Raw genomic sequence first — 16,541 nt, forward strand, 5'->3', positions numbered from 1 at the left:
GTTTAACCTGTGGCGACGAACCTATCCTGCCCGCACAGTCTAAGCACTGACCCCTCTCAAGGAAGCCTGCCCTGTGAAACCCTTGCTTGCCCTGCTGTCCCTTCTGGCGCTGCCGGTGATGGCCGCCGAACCGACGCTCTATGGCCGTTACGAGAACATCAAGCTGCCGGAGATCGGCCAGACCCTCAAAGCCAAGATGGATACCGGTGCCTGGACCGCTTCGCTGTCGGCCAAGGACATCGAGATGTTCACCCGTGATGGCAACGAGTGGGTGCGCTTCCGCCTGGCGACCGAGGGTGCCAGCGACAAGCTCTACGAACATGAAGTGTCGCGTATCAGCAAGATCAAGAACCGCGCCGAGGAAGATGACGAGGAGGAGTCGCCAGCGCTCTCGCATCGCCCGGTGATCGACCTGGAAATGTGCCTGGGCGATGTGAAACGCACCGTGGAGGTCAACCTGGTTGACCGCAGCAATTTCCGTTATCCGCTGTTGATCGGCTCCAAGGCCCTGCGCAAGTTCAAGGCAGCAGTGGATCCGCGCGAGAAGTTCACGGCAGGCAATCCGGGCTGCTGATGCAGAAGCTGCAAGCATCGAGCGACAAGCTGCAAGAAACGGCGGATCGGTGTAAGTTGCCGCGATCCGCTTTCACTTGAAGCTTGCAGCTCGAGGCTTGCCGCTCAGATGCCCCACATCCTCATCGTCGAAGACGAATCCGCCATCGCCGACACCCTCATCTACGCCCTGCAGGCCGACGGCCACAGCACCGAGTGGGTGACTCTCGGCAGCGCCGCCGTCGAGCAACAGCGTCTGCGCCCGGCCGACCTGGTGATCCTCGACATCGGCCTGCCTGACATCAGCGGTTTCGAAACCTGCCGCCAGTTGCGCCGTTTCAGCGAGGTGCCGGTAATGTTCCTCAGCGCCCGCGACGCCGAGATCGATCGCGTGCTGGGCCTGGAGATCGGCGCCGACGACTACGTGGTCAAGCCGTTCAGCCCCCGCGAGGTGGCGGCGCGGGTGCGGGCCATCCTCAAGCGCATGGCGCCCAGGGCTGAAGTGGTCAGTGAAAGCGCGCCGTTCCAGCTCGATACCCTGGCGATGCGCATCAGCTACCGGGGCCAGGCGCTGGCGCTCACCCGCCACGAGTTCCGCCTGTTGCAAAGCCTGCTCGAGCAACCGCGCCGGGTGTTCAGCCGCGAGCAATTGCTCGATGGCCTGGGCGTGGCTTCGGACGTAGGCTATGAGCGCACCATCGACAGCCATATCAAGAGCCTGCGCGCCAAGCTGCGCCAGGTCGCGCCTGACGCCGAGGCAATCCAGACGCACCGCGGCCTGGGCTACAGCTACAGCCCGGAGCATGCCTGATGCGCCTGGGGATTCGTATTTTCCTGGTGTACTTCCTGTTCGTCGGCCTGGCGGGCTACTTCCTGCTCAACACGGTGCGCGAGCAGATCCGCCCGGTGGTGCGTCAGTCATCGGAAGAAACCCTGGTGGACACCGCCAACCTGCTGGCCGAGATCCTTCATGACGATGTGAAGAACGGCACCCTGACCCAGAGCCGCCTGTCGCAGGTGCTGGCTTCCTATGGCGAGCGGCGCCCGAGCGCGCAGATCTGGGGATTGGCGAAAAACCAGGTCAGCCACCGGATCTACGTGACCGATGCCAAGGGCATCGTCCTGCTCGACTCCAGCGGCCAGGCCGTGGGCAAGGATTATTCGCGCTGGAACGACGTCTACCTGACCCTGCGTGGCCAGTACGGCGCACGTTCGACCCGCAGCGACCCGGATGATGAAAGCACCTCGGTGATGCATGTGGCGGCGCCGATCCTCGACGGCGGCCAGATCATTGGCGTGGTCACCGTGGCCAAGCCCAACAGCTCGCTGCAGCCGTACATCGACCGCTCCGAGCGGCGCCTGCTGATCCTCGGCCTCGGGCTGATCGTGCTCGGCCTGTTGGTGGGTGCGGCGCTGTCGTGGTGGTTGACCCGCTCGCTGCGCCGACTCACCCACTATGCCCAGGCGGTCAGCGAGGGCCAGCGTGCCGCGTTACCACACTACAAGGGCGGCGAGCTGCTGCAGCTGGCCACGGCGGTGGAGCGCATGCGCACCCAGCTCGAAGGCAAGGCTTATGTCGAACGCTACGTGCACACCCTCACCCATGAGCTCAAGAGCCCGCTGGCGGCGATCCGTGGCGCCTCGGAGCTGCTCCAGGGCGACATGCCGCAAGAGCAGCGGGCGCGCTTTGCCGGCAACATCGAGCGCGAGAGCGACCGCTTGCAGCAGATGATCGAGCGGCTGCTCAACCTGGCCCGGGTCGAACAGATGCAGGCCCTGGAGGACGAGCAGCAGGTGGCGGTGGCGGCGCTGATCGATGAGCTGTTGCTGGCCCATGGCACGAGGATAGACGGTGCCGGGTTGCAGGTGCGCCAGCGCATTCCGGCGGGCCTCAGGCTGCTGTGCGATCCATTCCTGATGCGCCAGGCGCTGGCCAATCTGCTGGACAATGCGCTGGACTTCACTCCGCAGCAAGGCGCGCTGGCCTTCGAGCTGGAGCGCGATGGCGAGCGTGTGGCATTGAGCCTGTTCAACCAGGGGCAGGCGATCCCCGAATATGCCCTGGACCGGGTCAGCGAGCGGTTCTATTCGCTGCCAAGGCCCGGCACCGGGCGCAAGAGCACCGGGCTGGGGCTGAACTTCGTGGCCGAGGTGATGCAGTTGCATGGCGGGGCGCTGGCGGTGGACAACGTCGAGGGTGGCGTGCGAGTGAGGTTGTGGCTGCCGGCGCGGCGCGTCAGTTGAGTTACCGGGGGCCGCTTTGCGGCCCTTTCGCCGGCGAGCCGGCTCCCACAGGGATTTGCGCATGGCATGCGCGCGGGTAGCCCGAATCTCCACACAATCTCCACATTCCCTCCCCAAGGGCTCCACGCAGCGGGCAGACACTGCCCGCATCGCAAACGGAGCCCAACCCCATGAACAAGACCCTAGGTTTCAAGCTCGGCCTGATCGCCGTGCTGATCCTGCTGCTGCTGATTCCCCTGCTGCTGATCGGCGGTCTGATCGACGAACGTCAGCAACTGCGCAATAACGTGCTGGGCGAGATCGCCGCGAGCTCCAGCTTTGACCAGCTGGTCAGCGGCCCGGTCGTGGTGGTGCCCTATCGCAAGTACGAGCGCCGCTGGATCGACAAGGACGGCAAGAGTGTCCAGGAAACCAGCACGGTCCATGGCCAGCTGTACTTCTTGCCGGAAACCTTCGAAATGGATGTGGGCGTTGATACCGAGCTGCGTGCCCGTGGCATCTATCAGGCGCGCTTGTTCCATGCCAAGAGCAGGATCAGCGGCCGCTTCAAGCTGCCCGAGCGCTGGGGGATCGAGAAGGACTACGACGACTATCGCTTCGACAAGCCGCGGCTGATGGTCGGCATCAGTGATATCCGCGGCATCGAGAACAGCCTTGAACTGAAGTTGGACGACCAGCGCCTGCCGTTCCAGCCCGGCAACGGTGTCGACTGGTTACCGGGCGGCGTGCATGTGGACCTGCCGCAGTTCAGCGAACCGCAGGCCCGGGAGTTCACCTATGCCTTCGATTTGGACTTGCTGGGCACCGGGCAACTGGCCGTGCTGCCGGTCGGGCGCAGCAGTACCGTGGACATGCGCGCCAACTGGCCGCACCCAAGCTTCATCGGCAACTTCCTGCCCAGCCGCCGCGCCATCGACGAGAAAGGCTTCAGCGCCCACTGGCAGACCACGTTCTTCGCCACCAACCTGGAAGAGGCGGTGCGCCTGTGCGCCACGGCGCAGAAGTGCGCTGACTTCACCGACCGGGCGTTCGGCGTGAGCTTCGTCGACCCGGTGGACCAGTACCTCAAGAGCGAGCGGGCGATCAAGTACGCGCTGCTGTTCATAGCCCTGACCTTCGCCGGCTTCTTCCTGTTCGAGGTGTTGAAGAACCTCAGCGTGCACCCGGTGCAGTACATCCTGGTGGGCGTGGCCCTGGCGTTCTTCTACCTGCTGCTGCTGTCGTTGTCGGAGCACCTGGGGTTCGGCCTGGCCTATGGGCTGTCGGCGTCGGGCTGTGTGCTGCTGATCGGCTTCTATCTGGTGCACGTGCTGCGCAGCCTTGGGCGGGGGGTGGGCTTTGCGGCGGGGTTGGCGGCGTTGTACGGCATGCTCTACGGGCTGCTCAGCGCCGAGGACTACGCATTGCTGATGGGCTCGTTGCTGTGCTTCGGCCTGCTGGGTGTGTTCATGGTGCTGACCCGCCGGCTGGATTGGTCGCGGGTGGGGAGGGCGGTATGAGGGAGGACCGTGAGATCGGGCGCTGGTTGGCGCAGAGGATTGGGCAGTTGTTTCCTGTGATACGGCGTTGATGCTGGGGCTGCTGTGCAGCCCAATCGCCGGCAAGCCGGCTCCCACAAGGATTGCGCTGAACTCTGTGGGAGCCGGCTTGTCGTGGCGACGAATCGCGGCGATTGCGGTGGATCAGGCTACAGGAGCTGTAGCCACCATCGACGGCCGCTTCGACACCTCGGTATACCACGCCGCCAGCCCTGGCTGCCTTTCACGCCAGCCGAACTCAGGCTGGCGCAGGTCCAGGTACCCCAGCGCACAGGCCACGCCAATCGCGGCCAAATCAAACCCCGAGGCCAGCTCCGCCAGGTGTTCCTGCTCCAGGTTGGCCAGGCTGCGACGGATCTTCTCGCCCTGGGCCTCGACCCAACCCATCCACTGCTTGTCCGCCGGGCGCAGGAAGGTTTCATAGCGGGTAGCCACCGCAGCATCCATGATCGCATCGGCCTGGGAGACCAGGGTCAGCCGCCGCCAGCGCGCCGAACCCTCGCGGGGGATCAACGGCAGGCCTACATGCTGGCTGTCGAGGTACTCGCAGATAACCCGGCTGTCGTGCAGCACACTGCCATCGTCCAGGCGCAAGGCCGGAATCTTGCCGATCGGGTTGCCCCGGTTGAGCTGCTCGTCGCCGTTCACCGGGCTGATGTTCACGCCCTGCACGGTGACGCGCTCCAGCTGGCCGGTCTCGTGCAAGACGATCATCACCTTGCGTACGAAGGGCGACAACGGCGAATGGAACAGGATCATGGCTCAGTTGCCCTGCAGGCTGGGCGGCAGGCACACACCGGTGCCACCGATGCCGCAGTAGCCGTCCGGGTTCTTGGCCAGGTACTGCTGGTGATAGGCTTCGGCAAAGTACACGGTCGGCGCCTGGGCAATCTCGGTGGTGATCTCGCCGAAGCCTGCCTTGCTCAGCTCGGCCTGGTAGGCGGCCTGGCTGGCCTGGGCTTCCTCGAGCTGCTGCGGCGAGGTGCAGTAGATCGCCGAGCGGTACTGGGTGCCGACATCGTTGCCCTGGCGCATGCCTTGGGTCGGGTTGTGCAGCTCCCAGAACATCGCCAGCAGTTCGCGGTAGCTGACCTTGTTCTTGTCGAACACCACCAGCACCACTTCGGTGTGGCCGGTCAGGCCCGAGCAGACTTCTTCATAGGTCGGGTTGGGGGTGAAACCGCCGGCATAGCCGACCACGGTGCTGACCACGCCTTCGCGCTGCCAGAAGCGCCGTTCGGCGCCCCAGAAGCAACCCAGGCCGAAGATGGCGAAGTCGATGTCGCCTTCGAAGAACGGGCCGAGCAGCGGGGTGCCTTCGAACACGTAGTGGAACTCGGGCAGGGTCATCGGGGTTTCACGGCCAGGCAGGGCCTGTTCCGCGGTGGGCAGGACGTTTTTGTTCACCAGGATTTCCGAACGCAGGACCATGGCCGTTCCTCTGTGTTTTTTCAGTTGGACAGGTGTTGGCCCAATCGCCGGCAAGCCGGCTCCCACAGGGTTATACGTTCAACTGTGGGAGCCGCCTTGCCGGCGATGAGGCCTGGATGGCTTCTATAGTGCCCGAGCTTTACGCTGCTGTCAGTCCACCGGCCCACGCGGATAGCGGCGCAGTTTTTCGCTCAGTTCTCGCCCCGGAATAGGGCGGTCGAACAGGTAGCCCTGGCCGACATCGCAGCGGTGGCGGCGAAGGAATGCCAGCTGCTCGGGCGTCTCGATGCCCTCGGCGACCACCTTGAGCTTGAGGTTGTGGGCCATGGCTACCACCGCCGAGGTGATCTCCATGTCGTCCTGGTTGTCGGGGATCTCGTTGATGAAGCTGCGGTCGATCTTGATGATGTCGATCGGGAACTTCTTCAGGTAGCTCAGCGACGAGTAACCGGTACCGAAGTCGTCCATGGCCAGGGTCAGGCCCAGGGCCTTGAGCTCGTCGAGCTGGCGGTGGGTGTCTTCGGTGGCTTCGAGCAGCAGGCCTTCGGTCAGCTCCAGTTCCAGCAGGTGCGGCGGCAGGGCTTCCTCTTTGAGGATGCCGGCTATCGAGCCGACCAGCTCCGGGTCTGAGAACTGCTTGGGCGACAGGTTGATGGCCACGTGCAGGTTGCCAAGACCTGCCTCGCGCAGCTGCTGGCTCATGCGGCAGGCCTGGCGCACCACCCACTTGCCGATGGGGATGATCAGGCCGGTTTCCTCGGCCACGCTGATGAACTGGTCGGGGCGGATCATGCCGCGCTCAGGGTGGTTCCAGCGCAGCAGCGCCTCCAGGCCCAGCAGCCGACCGCTGCGCAGGCACAGCTTGGGCTGGTAGAACACTTCCAGTTCGTTCTGGGTCAGGGCGCGACGCAGGTTGTTCTCGACGAACAGCTTGTAGCTGGCCTCGGCGTTGAGCACTTCGGTGAACACCTGGACCTGGTGCTTGCCGTTGGCCTTGGCCTTGTGCAGGGCCAGGCCTGCGTTTTTCATCAGCGTGGCCGGGTCGCTGCCGTGCACTGGCGCGCAGGCCAGGCCCACGGAGGCGGTTACGTTGATCAACTGGTTGTCGACGAACATCGGCTTGTCGAGGGTGCGCAGCAGCTGGTGGGCCACGCCCTGGCCGTCATCGAGGCTGGTGTCGTCGAGCAGCACGGCGAACTCGTTGCTGGCGAAGCGCGCCAGGCTGCCGCCGTTGCTCAGGCTGTTGCGCAGGCGCCGGGCCAGGCTGATCAACAGCTTGTCGCCGGTCTGGTGGCCAAGGCTGTCGTTGATCCGCTTGAAGTTGTCGATGTCCACCAGCAGCAGGCAGATCGGGCTGTTGCTGTCACGGGCGAAGCGCTCGTCGAGGTTGCGGATGAACGCCGGGCGGTTGCCCAGGTTGGTGAGGTTGTCGGTGTAGGCCAGGCGCTCGATGCGCTGCTGGGCCAGTTTGCTCTGGGTGACGTCTTCGTAGATGCCGATGTAGTGGGTCAGCTCGCGATTGTCGCCGTACACCTTGGAGATCGACAGTTGTCCCCAGTAGGGCTCGAGGTTCTTGCGCCGGCTCTTGAACTCGCCCTGCCAGCTGTTGCCCATGGCCAGGCTCGACGGCGAGTCGAACAGCAGTTCGCTGAGGTTTTCCAGCGCTGGCAGTTCGGCCAGGTGGTGGCCTTGGACTTCCTCGGTGCTGTACTGGGTGATCGCCGTGAAGCTGGGGTTGACGTACTCCACCACGCCGTCGCGGTTGACCAGCAGGAAGGCGCTGGCGCTTTGCTCCACGGCCCGCTGGAACAGGTGCAGGGCGCTGGCGGCGGTGCGTCGGTTGTGGTTGTTGATGACCTGGGCGAACTGGTCGGCCAGCTCGCCAGCAAAGGCGATCTCGTCCGACTGCCAGGCACGTGGCTGGCCGGTCTGCTCCAGGCACAGCACGCCGACTACCTGGCCATCGATGCGGATGCTGGCATCGAGCATGGCGTTGTCGCCGGTGCTGTACAGCGACTCGGCCATTTCACGGGTACGCGGGTCGTGGCTGGCGTTGTGGGCGTCGATGGCGCGGCTGGCGTGCAGGGCCTCAAGGTAGTCGGGGAAGCGGCTGGCGTCGATCGCTTCGGGCATGCGATGCTGCTGTTCGCGGCGGTACCAGGCGCTGATCGGCTCCAGGCGCTGGTCGTTCAGGTACCAGATGCTGGCGCAGTCGACCCGGTAGATCTCGCAGGCGCTGCGAGTGATCAGCTCGGCGGCTTCGAGCAGCGAGTTGCCGACGCTGTAGCGCTGTCGCGCCAGGCGCAGGATCAGGTCCTGCTGGGCGCGTACCCGGTCCAGGTGCTCGAGCTGCTCCTGTTGGGCGCGCTGGTTCAGCTGCAGGGCCAGCTGCAGGCGGTTGTTGCGCGATTCCAGGTCGTTTGCGTCGAGGTCGGGCGCGTCCTGCTGGTGGTCATCGAAGACCGTCAGGTAGCCACGCAACAATTGGCGGTTGTGCTGCTTGTAGCTTTCGCCGACCTCCAGCAGGCGCAGTGGCGCGGGGCTGGCGTGCAGGGTGTAGCACACCCGGTAATAGCCGCGCTGGGCCAGTTGCAACTGGATCTCGTCGTGCAGCTTGTAGCGCGCCTCCGGCTCCATGAGGCTGGCATAGGGCGAGCCGATCAGGGCGCAGAGCTCGGCGGCGGGCAGGCCGAACTGGCGGTCGCAGGCCGGATCGAGGTAAAGCATCGCCCAACTGGCTTCGTTCAGCCGTTCGAAACGCAGCATGCCGAGCCGCGAGGGCACGGGGAGCTGCGTCACGACCTCGGCCGCCACACGGCTGGCGGCATCGGGTTGGCTTTTCATCGAAGACTCGCTTGAACTGGGGCGCGGCCTGAGGCACGGCGTATCGGGCAAGGTTGCATCATGTCCCGTGGGCTGGCAAGCGGCCATGCGGGATGCTGTGAACAGGTTGTCGGCCAACAGGATGAAATCTGAAGCGAGGTCCTTGGTGGGAGCGGGCCCAATAAAAAAAAGCCCCGCCAATTGGCGGGGTTGAGGTACGAGCGTGGCAGCTCGAAAACGGTGCTGCCCCTCGAGTGAGGGGCAGCGTGCAGCTATTACAGCAGCATGGTGCGGATATCGCCCAGCACGTCGCCCAGGCGCTTGGTGAAGCGCGCGGCGGCGGCGCCGTTGATCACACGGTGATCGTAGGACAGCGACAGCGGCAGCATCAGTTTCGGCTGGAAGGCCTTGCCATCCCAGACTGGCTGCATGGTCGCCTTGGACACACCGAGGATCGCCACTTCCGGCGCGTTGACGATCGGCGTGAAGCCGGTGCCGCCAATGTGACCGAGGCTGGAGATGGTGAAGCAGGCGCCTTGCATGTCGTCGGCCGAGAGCTTCTTGGTGCGGGCCTTCTCTGCCAGCGCGGCGGCTTCGGCAGCCAGTTGCAGCAGGCTCTTCTGGTCGACGTTCTTGATCACAGGGACCAGCAGGCCGTCCGGGGTGTCCACGGCGAAGCCGATGTGCACGTACTTCTTGCGGATGATCGCCTTGCCGCTTGGCGCCAGCGAGCTGTTGAAGTCTGGCAGTTCCTTGAGCAGGAAGGCGCAGGCCTTGAGCAGCAGTGGCAGCACGGTCAGCTTGACGCCAGCCTTCTCGGCCACGGCCTTCTGCGCGACGCGGAAGGCTTCCAGCTCGGTGATGTCGGCGGAGTCGAACTGGGTCACGTGCGGCACGTTCAGCCAGCTGCGGTGCAGGTTGGCGGCACCGACCTGCATCAGGCGGGTCAGGGCGACTTCTTCGACTTCACCGAATTTGCTGAAGTCGACGGCCGGGATCGGCGGGATGCCGGCACCACCAGTGGCGCCGGCAGCCGGGGCTTCCTTGGCCTTCTGCATCATCGCCTTTACGTAGACCTGCACGTCTTCCTTGAGGATACGGCCGTGCGGGCCAGTGGCCGCGACCGAACCCAGGTCGACGCCGAATTCACGGGCCAGCTGGCGAACGGCAGGGCCGGCATGGACCTTGGCGTTGCTGCCGGCGGCCGGCGCGGTGGCGACCGGTGCAGGGGCGGCAGCCGGAGCAGCAGCGGCAGGCGCCGCGGCTGGAGCAGCCTCAGCCTTGGCCGGAGCAGCGGCGGCTGGTGCCGGAGCAGCAGCAGGGGCAGCGCCAGCGGCTTTGATCTTGAAGATCAGGTCGCCGGTGCCGACTTCGTCTTCCAGCTTGCACAGCACGGCTTCGATCACGCCAGCGGCAGGCGACGGGATCTCCATGGAGGCCTTGTCGGACTCCAGGGTGATCAGCGATTGGTCGGCTTCGACGGTGTCGCCAACCTTGACCAGTACTTCGATGATCTTGGCCTTGCCCGACGAGCCGATGTCCGGCACGTGGATGTCCTGCACGCTGGCGGCAGCCGGGGCTGCGGCCGGAGCAGGGGCGGCTTCGGCGGCAGGCGCTGGAGCAGCTGCCGGGGCCGCTGCGGCCGGAGCCTCGGACGCCGCAGCGGCGCCCTCGACTTCCAGGACCAGCAACTCGTCGCCTTCTTTCAGGCGGTCGCCCAGCTTGACCTTCAGTTCCTTGACCACGCCGGCCTTGGGGGCCGGGATCTCCATGGAGGCCTTGTCGGACTCCAGGGTCAGCAGGCTCTGGTCGGCCTCGATACGGTCACCGACCTTGACGAACAGCTCGATGATTTCACCTTCACCGCTGCCGATGTCAGGTACGCGAATGAGTTCGCTCACTTAAAAATACTCCTCAGCAGTCCAGTGGGTTGCGCTTGTCCGGGTCGATGCCGAACTTGACGATGGCGTCAGCCACAACCTTGGGTTCGATCTCGCCACGGTCAGCCAGGGCTTCCAGGGCAGCCAGCACCACGAAGTGGCGGTCGACTTCGAAGAAGTGACGCAGCTTCTTGCGGCTGTCGCTGCGACCGTAACCGTCGGTACCCAGGACCTTGAACTCTTTGCTCGGCACCCACTGGCGAATCTGCTCGGCGAACAGCTTCATGTAGTCGGTGGAGGCGATGACCGGGCCCTTGCGACCGGCCAGGCACTCTTCGACGTAGGTCTGCTGAGGCTTCTGGCCAGGCTTGAGGCGGTTGGCGCGTTCCACGGCCAGGCCGTCGCGACGCAGTTCGTTGAAGCTGGTGACGCTCCACACGTCGGCGCCGACGTTGAATTCTTCACGCAGGATCTTCGCCGCTTCGCGGACTTCGCGCAGGATGGTGCCGGAGCCCATCAGCTGTACGTGGTGCGCGGCTTCGCGGGTGTCTTCTTCGAGCAGGTACATGCCCTTGATGATGCCTTCCTCGACACCGGCCGGCATGGCTGGCTGCTGGTAGGATTCGTTCATCACGGTGATGTAGTAGAAGATGTCCTGCTGCTCTTCGGTCATCTTCTTCATGCCGTCCTGGATGATCACCGCCAGCTCGTAGCCGTAGGTCGGATCGTAGGTGCGGCAGTTCGGGATGGTGCCCGCCATCATGTGGCTGTGACCGTCTTCGTGCTGCAGGCCTTCACCGTTGAGGGTGGTACGGCCGGCGGTACCGCCGATCAGGAAACCACGGGTGCGGCTGTCGCCAGCGGCCCAGGCCAGGTCGCCGATACGCTGGAAGCCGAACATCGAGTAGAAGATGTAGAACGGCAGCATCGGCTGGTTGTGGCAGCTGTACGAGGTACCGGCAGCGATGAACGACGACATGGCGCCGGCTTCGTTGATGCCTTCCTCGAGGATCTGGCCCTTCTTGTCTTCGCGGTAGAACATCACCTGGTCTTTGTCGACTGGCTCGTAGAGCTGGCCGACCGACGAGTAGATGCCCAGCTGGCGGAACATGCCTTCCATACCGAAGGTACGGGCTTCGTCCGGGATGATCGGGACGATGCGCTGGCCGATGTCCTTGTCCTTGACCAGCTGCGCCAGGATGCGCACGAAGGCCATGGTGGTGGAGATTTCGCGGTCGCCCGAGCCGTCGAGGATCGCTTTCAGCGTTTCCAGTGGCGGGGTCGGCACGCTGAAGCTCTTGGCGCGACGCTGAGGCACGAAACCGCCCAGGGCAGCACGGCGCTCGGCCAGGTATTTGGCTTCGGCAGAACCTTCTTCCGGCTTGAAGAACGGCAGGTTCTCGAGGTCGGCATCCTTGACCGGGATGTCGAAGCGGTCACGGAAGTGACGCAGGCTGTCGACGTCGACCTTCTTGGTGTTGTGCGCGGTGTTCTTGGCTTCGCCGGCACCGGTACCGTAACCCTTGATGGTCTTGGCCAGGATGACGGTTGGCTGCTCTTTGTGGTTCACGGCCTGGTGGTAGGCCGCGTAGACCTTGTACGGGTCGTGGCCGCCACGGTTGAGCTTCCAGATCTCCTCGTCGGACAGGTCTTCGACCATGGCCTTGAGCTCTGGGGTGTTGAAGAAGTTCTCACGGACGTACGCGCCGTCCTTGGCCTTGTAGTTCTGGTACTCGCCGTCGATGACTTCGTCCATGCGGCGCTGCAGGGCACCGTTGGTGTCCTTGGCCAGCAGTGGGTCCCAGAAGCGGCCCCAGACGACTTTGTTGACGTTCCAGCCACCGCCACGGAACACGCCTTCGAGTTCCTGGATGATCTTGCCGTTGCCGCGAACCGGGCCGTCGAGGCGCTGCAGGTTGCAGTTGATGACGAAGATCAGGTTGTCCAGCTTCTCGCGGCCGGCCAGGGCGATTGCGCCCAGGGATTCCGGCTCGTCGCACTCGCCGTCGCCCATGAAGCACCAGACCTTCTGCTTGCCGGCCGGGATGAAGCCGCGGGCTTCCAGGTACTTCATGAAGCGCGCCTGGTAGATGGCCTGGATCGGGCCCAGACCCATCGAAACGGTCGGGAACTGCCAGAAGTCAGGCATCAGCCATGGGTGCGGGTACGAAGACAGGCCGTTGCCGTCCACTTCCTGGCGGAAGTTGTTCATCTGCTCTTCGTTGATGCGGCCTTCCATGAAGGCGCGGGCGTAGACGCCTGGGGATGCGTGGCCCTGGAAGAAGATCAGGTCGCCGCCGTGTTCGTCGGTCGGGGCCTGGAAGAAGTAGTTGAAGCCGATGTCATACAAGGTGGCGCTGGAGGCGAAGCTGGAGATGTGTCCGCCCAGGTCCGAGTCTTTCAGGTTGGTGCGCATGACCATGGCCAGGGCGTTCCAACGCACCATCGAGCGAATGCGGCGTTCCATGAACAGGTCGCCGGGCATGCGTGCTTCGTGGGTGACAGGGATGGTGTTGCGATACGGCGTGGTGATGGCATATGGCAGCTGGGAGCCACTGCGGGTGGCCAGCTCGCCCATACGGGTCATCAGGTAATGAGCGCGGTCTTCGCCTTCTTTGTCGAGGACCGACTCCAGGGCATCCAGCCATTCCTGGGTTTCGATTGGATCGAGGTCTTGCATGGCTTGCTCCAGGGCGGAAAGGCCACCAGAATCGATGGCCTGAGTTTGCGACTGGCCTTATGGGCAGACGTCGTGAATTCTTGGATTACCGGACAGTCATCCGGCGCGGTGTAGTTTTACTACAAATGCTTTCGCATTTCATGCTTTTGCACGTTGGGCGTAGTAGTAAAACTACACAAATGCGACGTTTGGTCGCATCCCGGGTTGTGAGGAAAAACGTTCATGTTGGTTGGCGGTGTGTCGCGAGCAGGTGAATCTTGATGGGTTTTGCCAATTTTTCGGCTTTATCAGCTATTTCCAACTTTTGTACGACAGTCCAACCGTGGTCCAACCCCCGTTTGACCTCCCCAACCGCTCTCTTTCACGCCGATCAAGGATAGACCATGCGCCTGCCTTTGCCGCTCGATCTGCCTGCCGCTCTCCAACCACTGGTCGCTCGCAACCAGCAATTTCTCCGCGATGCCTTGGCCGGTCATGCTGATCTGCACCTGGACAGCCTGGGCGCCGAGCATCGACGCCAGTTCGACCAGGTTGCCGCCGCCAGCGACTTCGTCCTGGCGCAGGCCCAGCGCGATCCGGCGGTGCTGTTCGAGCTGCTGGCCAGTGGCGCGATGGACCGGGCATACACCCCGGGCCAACTGCGTGCTCACATCCACGTCGTCGCCCAGGCTGCGCAAAGCGAGGACGAACTGGCGCGCAACCTGCGCCGCGAGCGCAATCGCCAGCAGTTGCGCATCATCTGGCGCGACCTGAGCCGCCAGGCAGCGTTGGCCGAGACCTGCCGCGACCTGTCCGACCTGGCCGACGCCAGCATTGACGAGGCCTATCAGTGGCTGTACCCGCGCCATTGCCAGCAGTTCGGCACACCCATCGGCAACCGCAGCGGCCAGCCTCAGCACCTGGTGGTGCTGGGCATGGGCAAGCTGGGCGCGGTGGAACTGAACCTGTCGTCGGACATCGACCTGATCTTTGCCTTCCCCGAGGGCGGTGAAACCGAGGGCGTGAAGCGCTCGCTGGACAACCAGGAGTTCTTCACCCGCCTCGGCCAGCGTCTGATCAAGGCGCTTGACCCGGTCACCGTCGATGGCTTCGTGTTCCGTGTCGACATGCGCCTGCGCCCGTACGGTTCGGCCGGCGCGCTGGTGCTCAGCTTCAATGCCCTGGAGCAGTACTACCAGGATCAAGGGCGCGACTGGGAACGCTACGCCATGATCAAGGCGCGGGTGGTGGCCGGCGACCAGGCGGCCGGCGCGCAGTTGCAGGAAATGCTGCGGCCTTTCGTCTATAGGCGCTACCTGGACTTCTCCGCGATCGAAGCGCTGCGCACCATGAAGCAGCTGATCCAGCAGGAGGTGCGCCGCAAGGGCATGGCCGACAATATCAAGCTGGGGGCCGGCGGCATCCGCGAAGTCGAGTTCATTGCCCAGGCATTCCAGCTGATCCATGGCGGGCGCGACCTGAGCCTGCAGCAGCGGCCGCTGCTGAAGGTGCTGACCACCCTGGAGGGCCAGGGCTACCTGCCGCCGGCGGTGGTCGCCGAGCTGCGCGACGGCTATGAGTTCCTGCGTTACACCGAGCACGCGATCCAGGCCATCGCCGACCGCCAGACCCAGATGCTCCCGGATGACCCGACCGACCGCGCGCGCATCGCCTACATGCTGGGCTTTGCCGATTGGGATGGCTTCCATGCCCAACTGATGCACTGGCGTGGGCGGATCGACTGGCATTTCCGTCAGGTGATCGCCGATCCGGATGAGGATGAGGCCGCGGGCGAACTCGTAGTCGGTGGCGAATGGTCGCCTCTGTGGGAGCAGGCCCAGGATGAAGAAGCCGCCGGGCGCCAGTTGCAGGAAGCCGGTTTCCACCAGCCTGCCGAGGCGCTGCGCCGGCTTAACGCCTTGCGTGTCAGCCCGACGCTGCGCTCGATGCAGCGCATCGGTCGTGAACGCCTGGATGCCTTCATCCCGCGTCTGCTGGCCCAGGCGGTCGAGCACGACAACCCTGACCTGGTGCTGGAGCGGGTGCTGCCCCTGGTCGAGGCGGTCGCGCGCCGCTCTGCCTACCTGGTGCTGCTCACTGAAAATCCCGGCGCGTTGCGCCGTCTGCTGACCTTGTGCGCGGCCAGTCCATGGATTGCCGAGCAGATTGCCCGTTACCCGCTGCTGCTTGACGAGCTGCTCAATGAAGGCCGGCTGTTCAGCCCGCCGCTGGCCCCGGAGCTGGCTGCCGAGCTGCGTGAGCGGCTCACCCGCATCCCCGAGGATGACCTTGAGCAGCAGATGGAGGCGCTGCGCCACTTCAAGCTGGCCCACAGCCTGCGCGTGGCCGCCTCGGAGATCAGCGGCAACCTGCCCCTGATGAAGGTCAGCGACTACCTGACCTGGCTGGCCGAGGCCATTCTCGACCAAGTACTGGCCCTGGCCTGGCGCCAGACCGTGGCGCGCCATGGCCAGCCCAAGCGCAGCGACGGCAGCCTGTGCGACCCTGGCTTCATCATCGTCGGCTACGGCAAGGTCGGCGGCCTCGAGCTGGGCCACGGTTCGGACCTGGACCTGGTGTTCATCCACGATGGTGACCCCAACGCCGAGACCGACGGCGCCAAGCCGATCGACAGCGCGCAGTTCTATACCCGCCTGGGCCAGCGCATCATCCACCTGTTGACCACCCAGACCAACTCCGGCCAGCTCTACGACGTGGACATGCGCTTGCGCCCGTCCGGCGCCTCGGGGTTGCTGGTGAGCTCGTTGGGCGCCTTCGAGCGCTACCAGCAGAACGAGGCCTGGACCTGGGAACACCAGGCCCTGGTACGGGCCCGGGTGCTGGTCGGCTGCCCGCAGGTGGCGACGGCCTTCGAGGGCGTTAGGGCCAAGGTGCTCGGCCAGCCCCGTGACCTGGACAAGCTACGCGTCGAAGTGAGCGAGATGCGCGCCAAGATGCGCGACAACCTGGGCACCAAGGCCACCGGCGCAGGCACTGCGGGCAATGCCTTCGATGCCGGCCAGCCCTTCGATATCAAGCAGGATGCCGGCGGTATCGTGGATATCGAATTTATGGTGCAATACGCCGCTTTGGCCTGGTCCCACGACCATCCGGCCATACTGCGCTGGACCGACAACATCCGCATCCTCGAAGAGCTCGAACAGGCCGGGTTGATGCCCGCCGCCGACGCCGTGCTGCTGCGCGAACTGTACAAGGCGTTCCGCTCGGCCTCGCACCGCCAGGCCTTGCAGAAGCAGGCCGGGGTGATCGACGCGGCGCAGTTCGCCGAGGAGCGCCGTGAGGTAAGGCGGATCTGGGGGCAGCTTGGGTTGACCTGAGCTTGCCGGGACCGCGCTGCGGCGAAAAGGGCGCAGCGCGCCCTCGGTGGTACACTGTCCGCCACATAGCCTGAAT

General features: G+C 64.6%; 10 protein-coding genes. 5 read left to right on the forward strand and 5 right to left on the reverse strand.

Annotated features, from left to right (window positions below):
* The first annotated feature begins 73 nt into the window (after positions 1 to 73).
* The 4 genes from ACQ4OD_RS20395 to creD all read left to right on the forward strand — a co-directional run bounded on the left by ACQ4OD_RS20395 (position 74) and on the right by creD (position 4,295).
* Positions 74 to 574 carry an ATP-dependent zinc protease family protein gene (locus ACQ4OD_RS20395; RefSeq protein WP_094011550.1) on the forward strand — a complete coding sequence of 167 codons (501 nt, stop codon included), beginning with the start codon at positions 74 to 76 and terminating at the stop codon, positions 572 to 574.
* A 108-nt stretch (positions 575 to 682) separates the two neighbouring features.
* Positions 683 to 1,363, forward strand: a complete 681-nt coding sequence (gene creB, locus ACQ4OD_RS20400; RefSeq protein ID WP_139667970.1) for a two-component system response regulator CreB — start codon at positions 683 to 685, stop codon at positions 1,361 to 1,363.
* On the forward strand, positions 1,363 to 2,796 hold the full coding sequence (gene creC, locus ACQ4OD_RS20405) for a two-component system sensor histidine kinase CreC (RefSeq protein ID WP_139667972.1): 1,434 nt from the start codon (positions 1,363 to 1,365) through the stop codon (positions 2,794 to 2,796). Before creB ends, creC begins: the two co-directional genes overlap by 1 nt.
* 170 nt (positions 2,797 to 2,966) lie before the next feature.
* Entirely contained in the window at positions 2,967 to 4,295 is a 1,329-nt protein-coding gene (gene creD / locus ACQ4OD_RS20410; RefSeq protein WP_430944837.1) for a cell envelope integrity protein CreD, read from the forward strand.
* A gap of 183 nt (positions 4,296 to 4,478) precedes the next feature.
* Here the strand turns inward: creD and ACQ4OD_RS20415 are convergent, their stop codons facing one another.
* The 5 genes from ACQ4OD_RS20415 to aceE all read right to left on the reverse strand — a co-directional run bounded on the left by ACQ4OD_RS20415 (position 4,479) and on the right by aceE (position 13,148).
* Complete coding sequence (locus ACQ4OD_RS20415) at positions 4,479 to 5,093, reverse strand: glutathione S-transferase (protein WP_430944838.1); 615 nt, start codon at positions 5,091 to 5,093, stop codon at positions 4,479 to 4,481.
* 3 nt (positions 5,094 to 5,096) lie between these two features.
* On the reverse strand, positions 5,097 to 5,765 hold the full coding sequence (gene msrA / locus ACQ4OD_RS20420) for a peptide-methionine (S)-S-oxide reductase MsrA (protein WP_102681873.1): 669 nt from the start codon (positions 5,763 to 5,765) through the stop codon (positions 5,097 to 5,099).
* Between the two features lie 150 nt (positions 5,766 to 5,915).
* The gene (locus ACQ4OD_RS20425; RefSeq protein WP_139667978.1) at positions 5,916 to 8,609 is read right to left on the reverse strand and encodes a putative bifunctional diguanylate cyclase/phosphodiesterase; all 2,694 of its coding nucleotides are present in this window, start codon (positions 8,607 to 8,609) and stop codon (positions 5,916 to 5,918) included.
* Between the two features lie 254 nt (positions 8,610 to 8,863).
* Positions 8,864 to 10,489, reverse strand: coding sequence for a dihydrolipoyllysine-residue acetyltransferase (aceF, locus tag ACQ4OD_RS20430; RefSeq protein ID WP_258599605.1), 1,626 nt, complete (start codon positions 10,487 to 10,489; stop codon positions 8,864 to 8,866).
* A gap of 13 nt (positions 10,490 to 10,502) precedes the next feature.
* The gene (gene aceE / locus ACQ4OD_RS20435; protein ID WP_110697399.1) at positions 10,503 to 13,148 is read right to left on the reverse strand and encodes a pyruvate dehydrogenase (acetyl-transferring), homodimeric type; all 2,646 of its coding nucleotides are present in this window, start codon (positions 13,146 to 13,148) and stop codon (positions 10,503 to 10,505) included.
* A gap of 383 nt (positions 13,149 to 13,531) precedes the next feature.
* Here aceE and glnE point away from each other — a divergent pair, with 383 nt between their 5' ends.
* Positions 13,532 to 16,465, forward strand: a complete 2,934-nt coding sequence (gene glnE, locus ACQ4OD_RS20440; protein WP_198753785.1) for a bifunctional [glutamate--ammonia ligase]-adenylyl-L-tyrosine phosphorylase/[glutamate--ammonia-ligase] adenylyltransferase — start codon at positions 13,532 to 13,534, stop codon at positions 16,463 to 16,465.
* Positions 16,466 to 16,541 lie beyond the last annotated feature (76 nt).

It is taken from the genome of Pseudomonas sp. WC1 (assembly GCF_050586565.1).
In the GTDB taxonomy this organism is placed as follows: Bacteria; Pseudomonadota; Gammaproteobacteria; order Pseudomonadales; family Pseudomonadaceae; genus Aquipseudomonas.

Excerpts from the sequence above, each read along its gene's own strand:
- creB (WP_139667970.1), top strand. The coding sequence starts at position 683 with ATGCCCCACATCCTCATCGTCGAAGACGAATCCGCCATCGCCGACACC.
- creC (WP_139667972.1), top strand. The coding sequence starts at position 1,363 with ATGCGCCTGGGGATTCGTATTTTCCTGGTGTACTTCCTGTTCGTCGGC.
- creD (WP_430944837.1), top strand. The coding sequence starts at position 2,967 with ATGAACAAGACCCTAGGTTTCAAGCTCGGCCTGATCGCCGTGCTGATC.
- ACQ4OD_RS20415 (WP_430944838.1), bottom strand. The coding sequence starts at position 5,093 with ATGATCCTGTTCCATTCGCCGTTGTCGCCCTTCGTACGCAAGGTGATG.
- msrA (WP_102681873.1), bottom strand. The coding sequence starts at position 5,765 with ATGGTCCTGCGTTCGGAAATCCTGGTGAACAAAAACGTCCTGCCCACC.
- ACQ4OD_RS20425 (WP_139667978.1), bottom strand. The coding sequence starts at position 8,609 with ATGAAAAGCCAACCCGATGCCGCCAGCCGTGTGGCGGCCGAGGTCGTG.
- aceE (WP_110697399.1), bottom strand. The coding sequence starts at position 13,148 with ATGCAAGACCTCGATCCAATCGAAACCCAGGAATGGCTGGATGCCCTG.
- glnE (WP_198753785.1), top strand. The coding sequence starts at position 13,532 with ATGCGCCTGCCTTTGCCGCTCGATCTGCCTGCCGCTCTCCAACCACTG.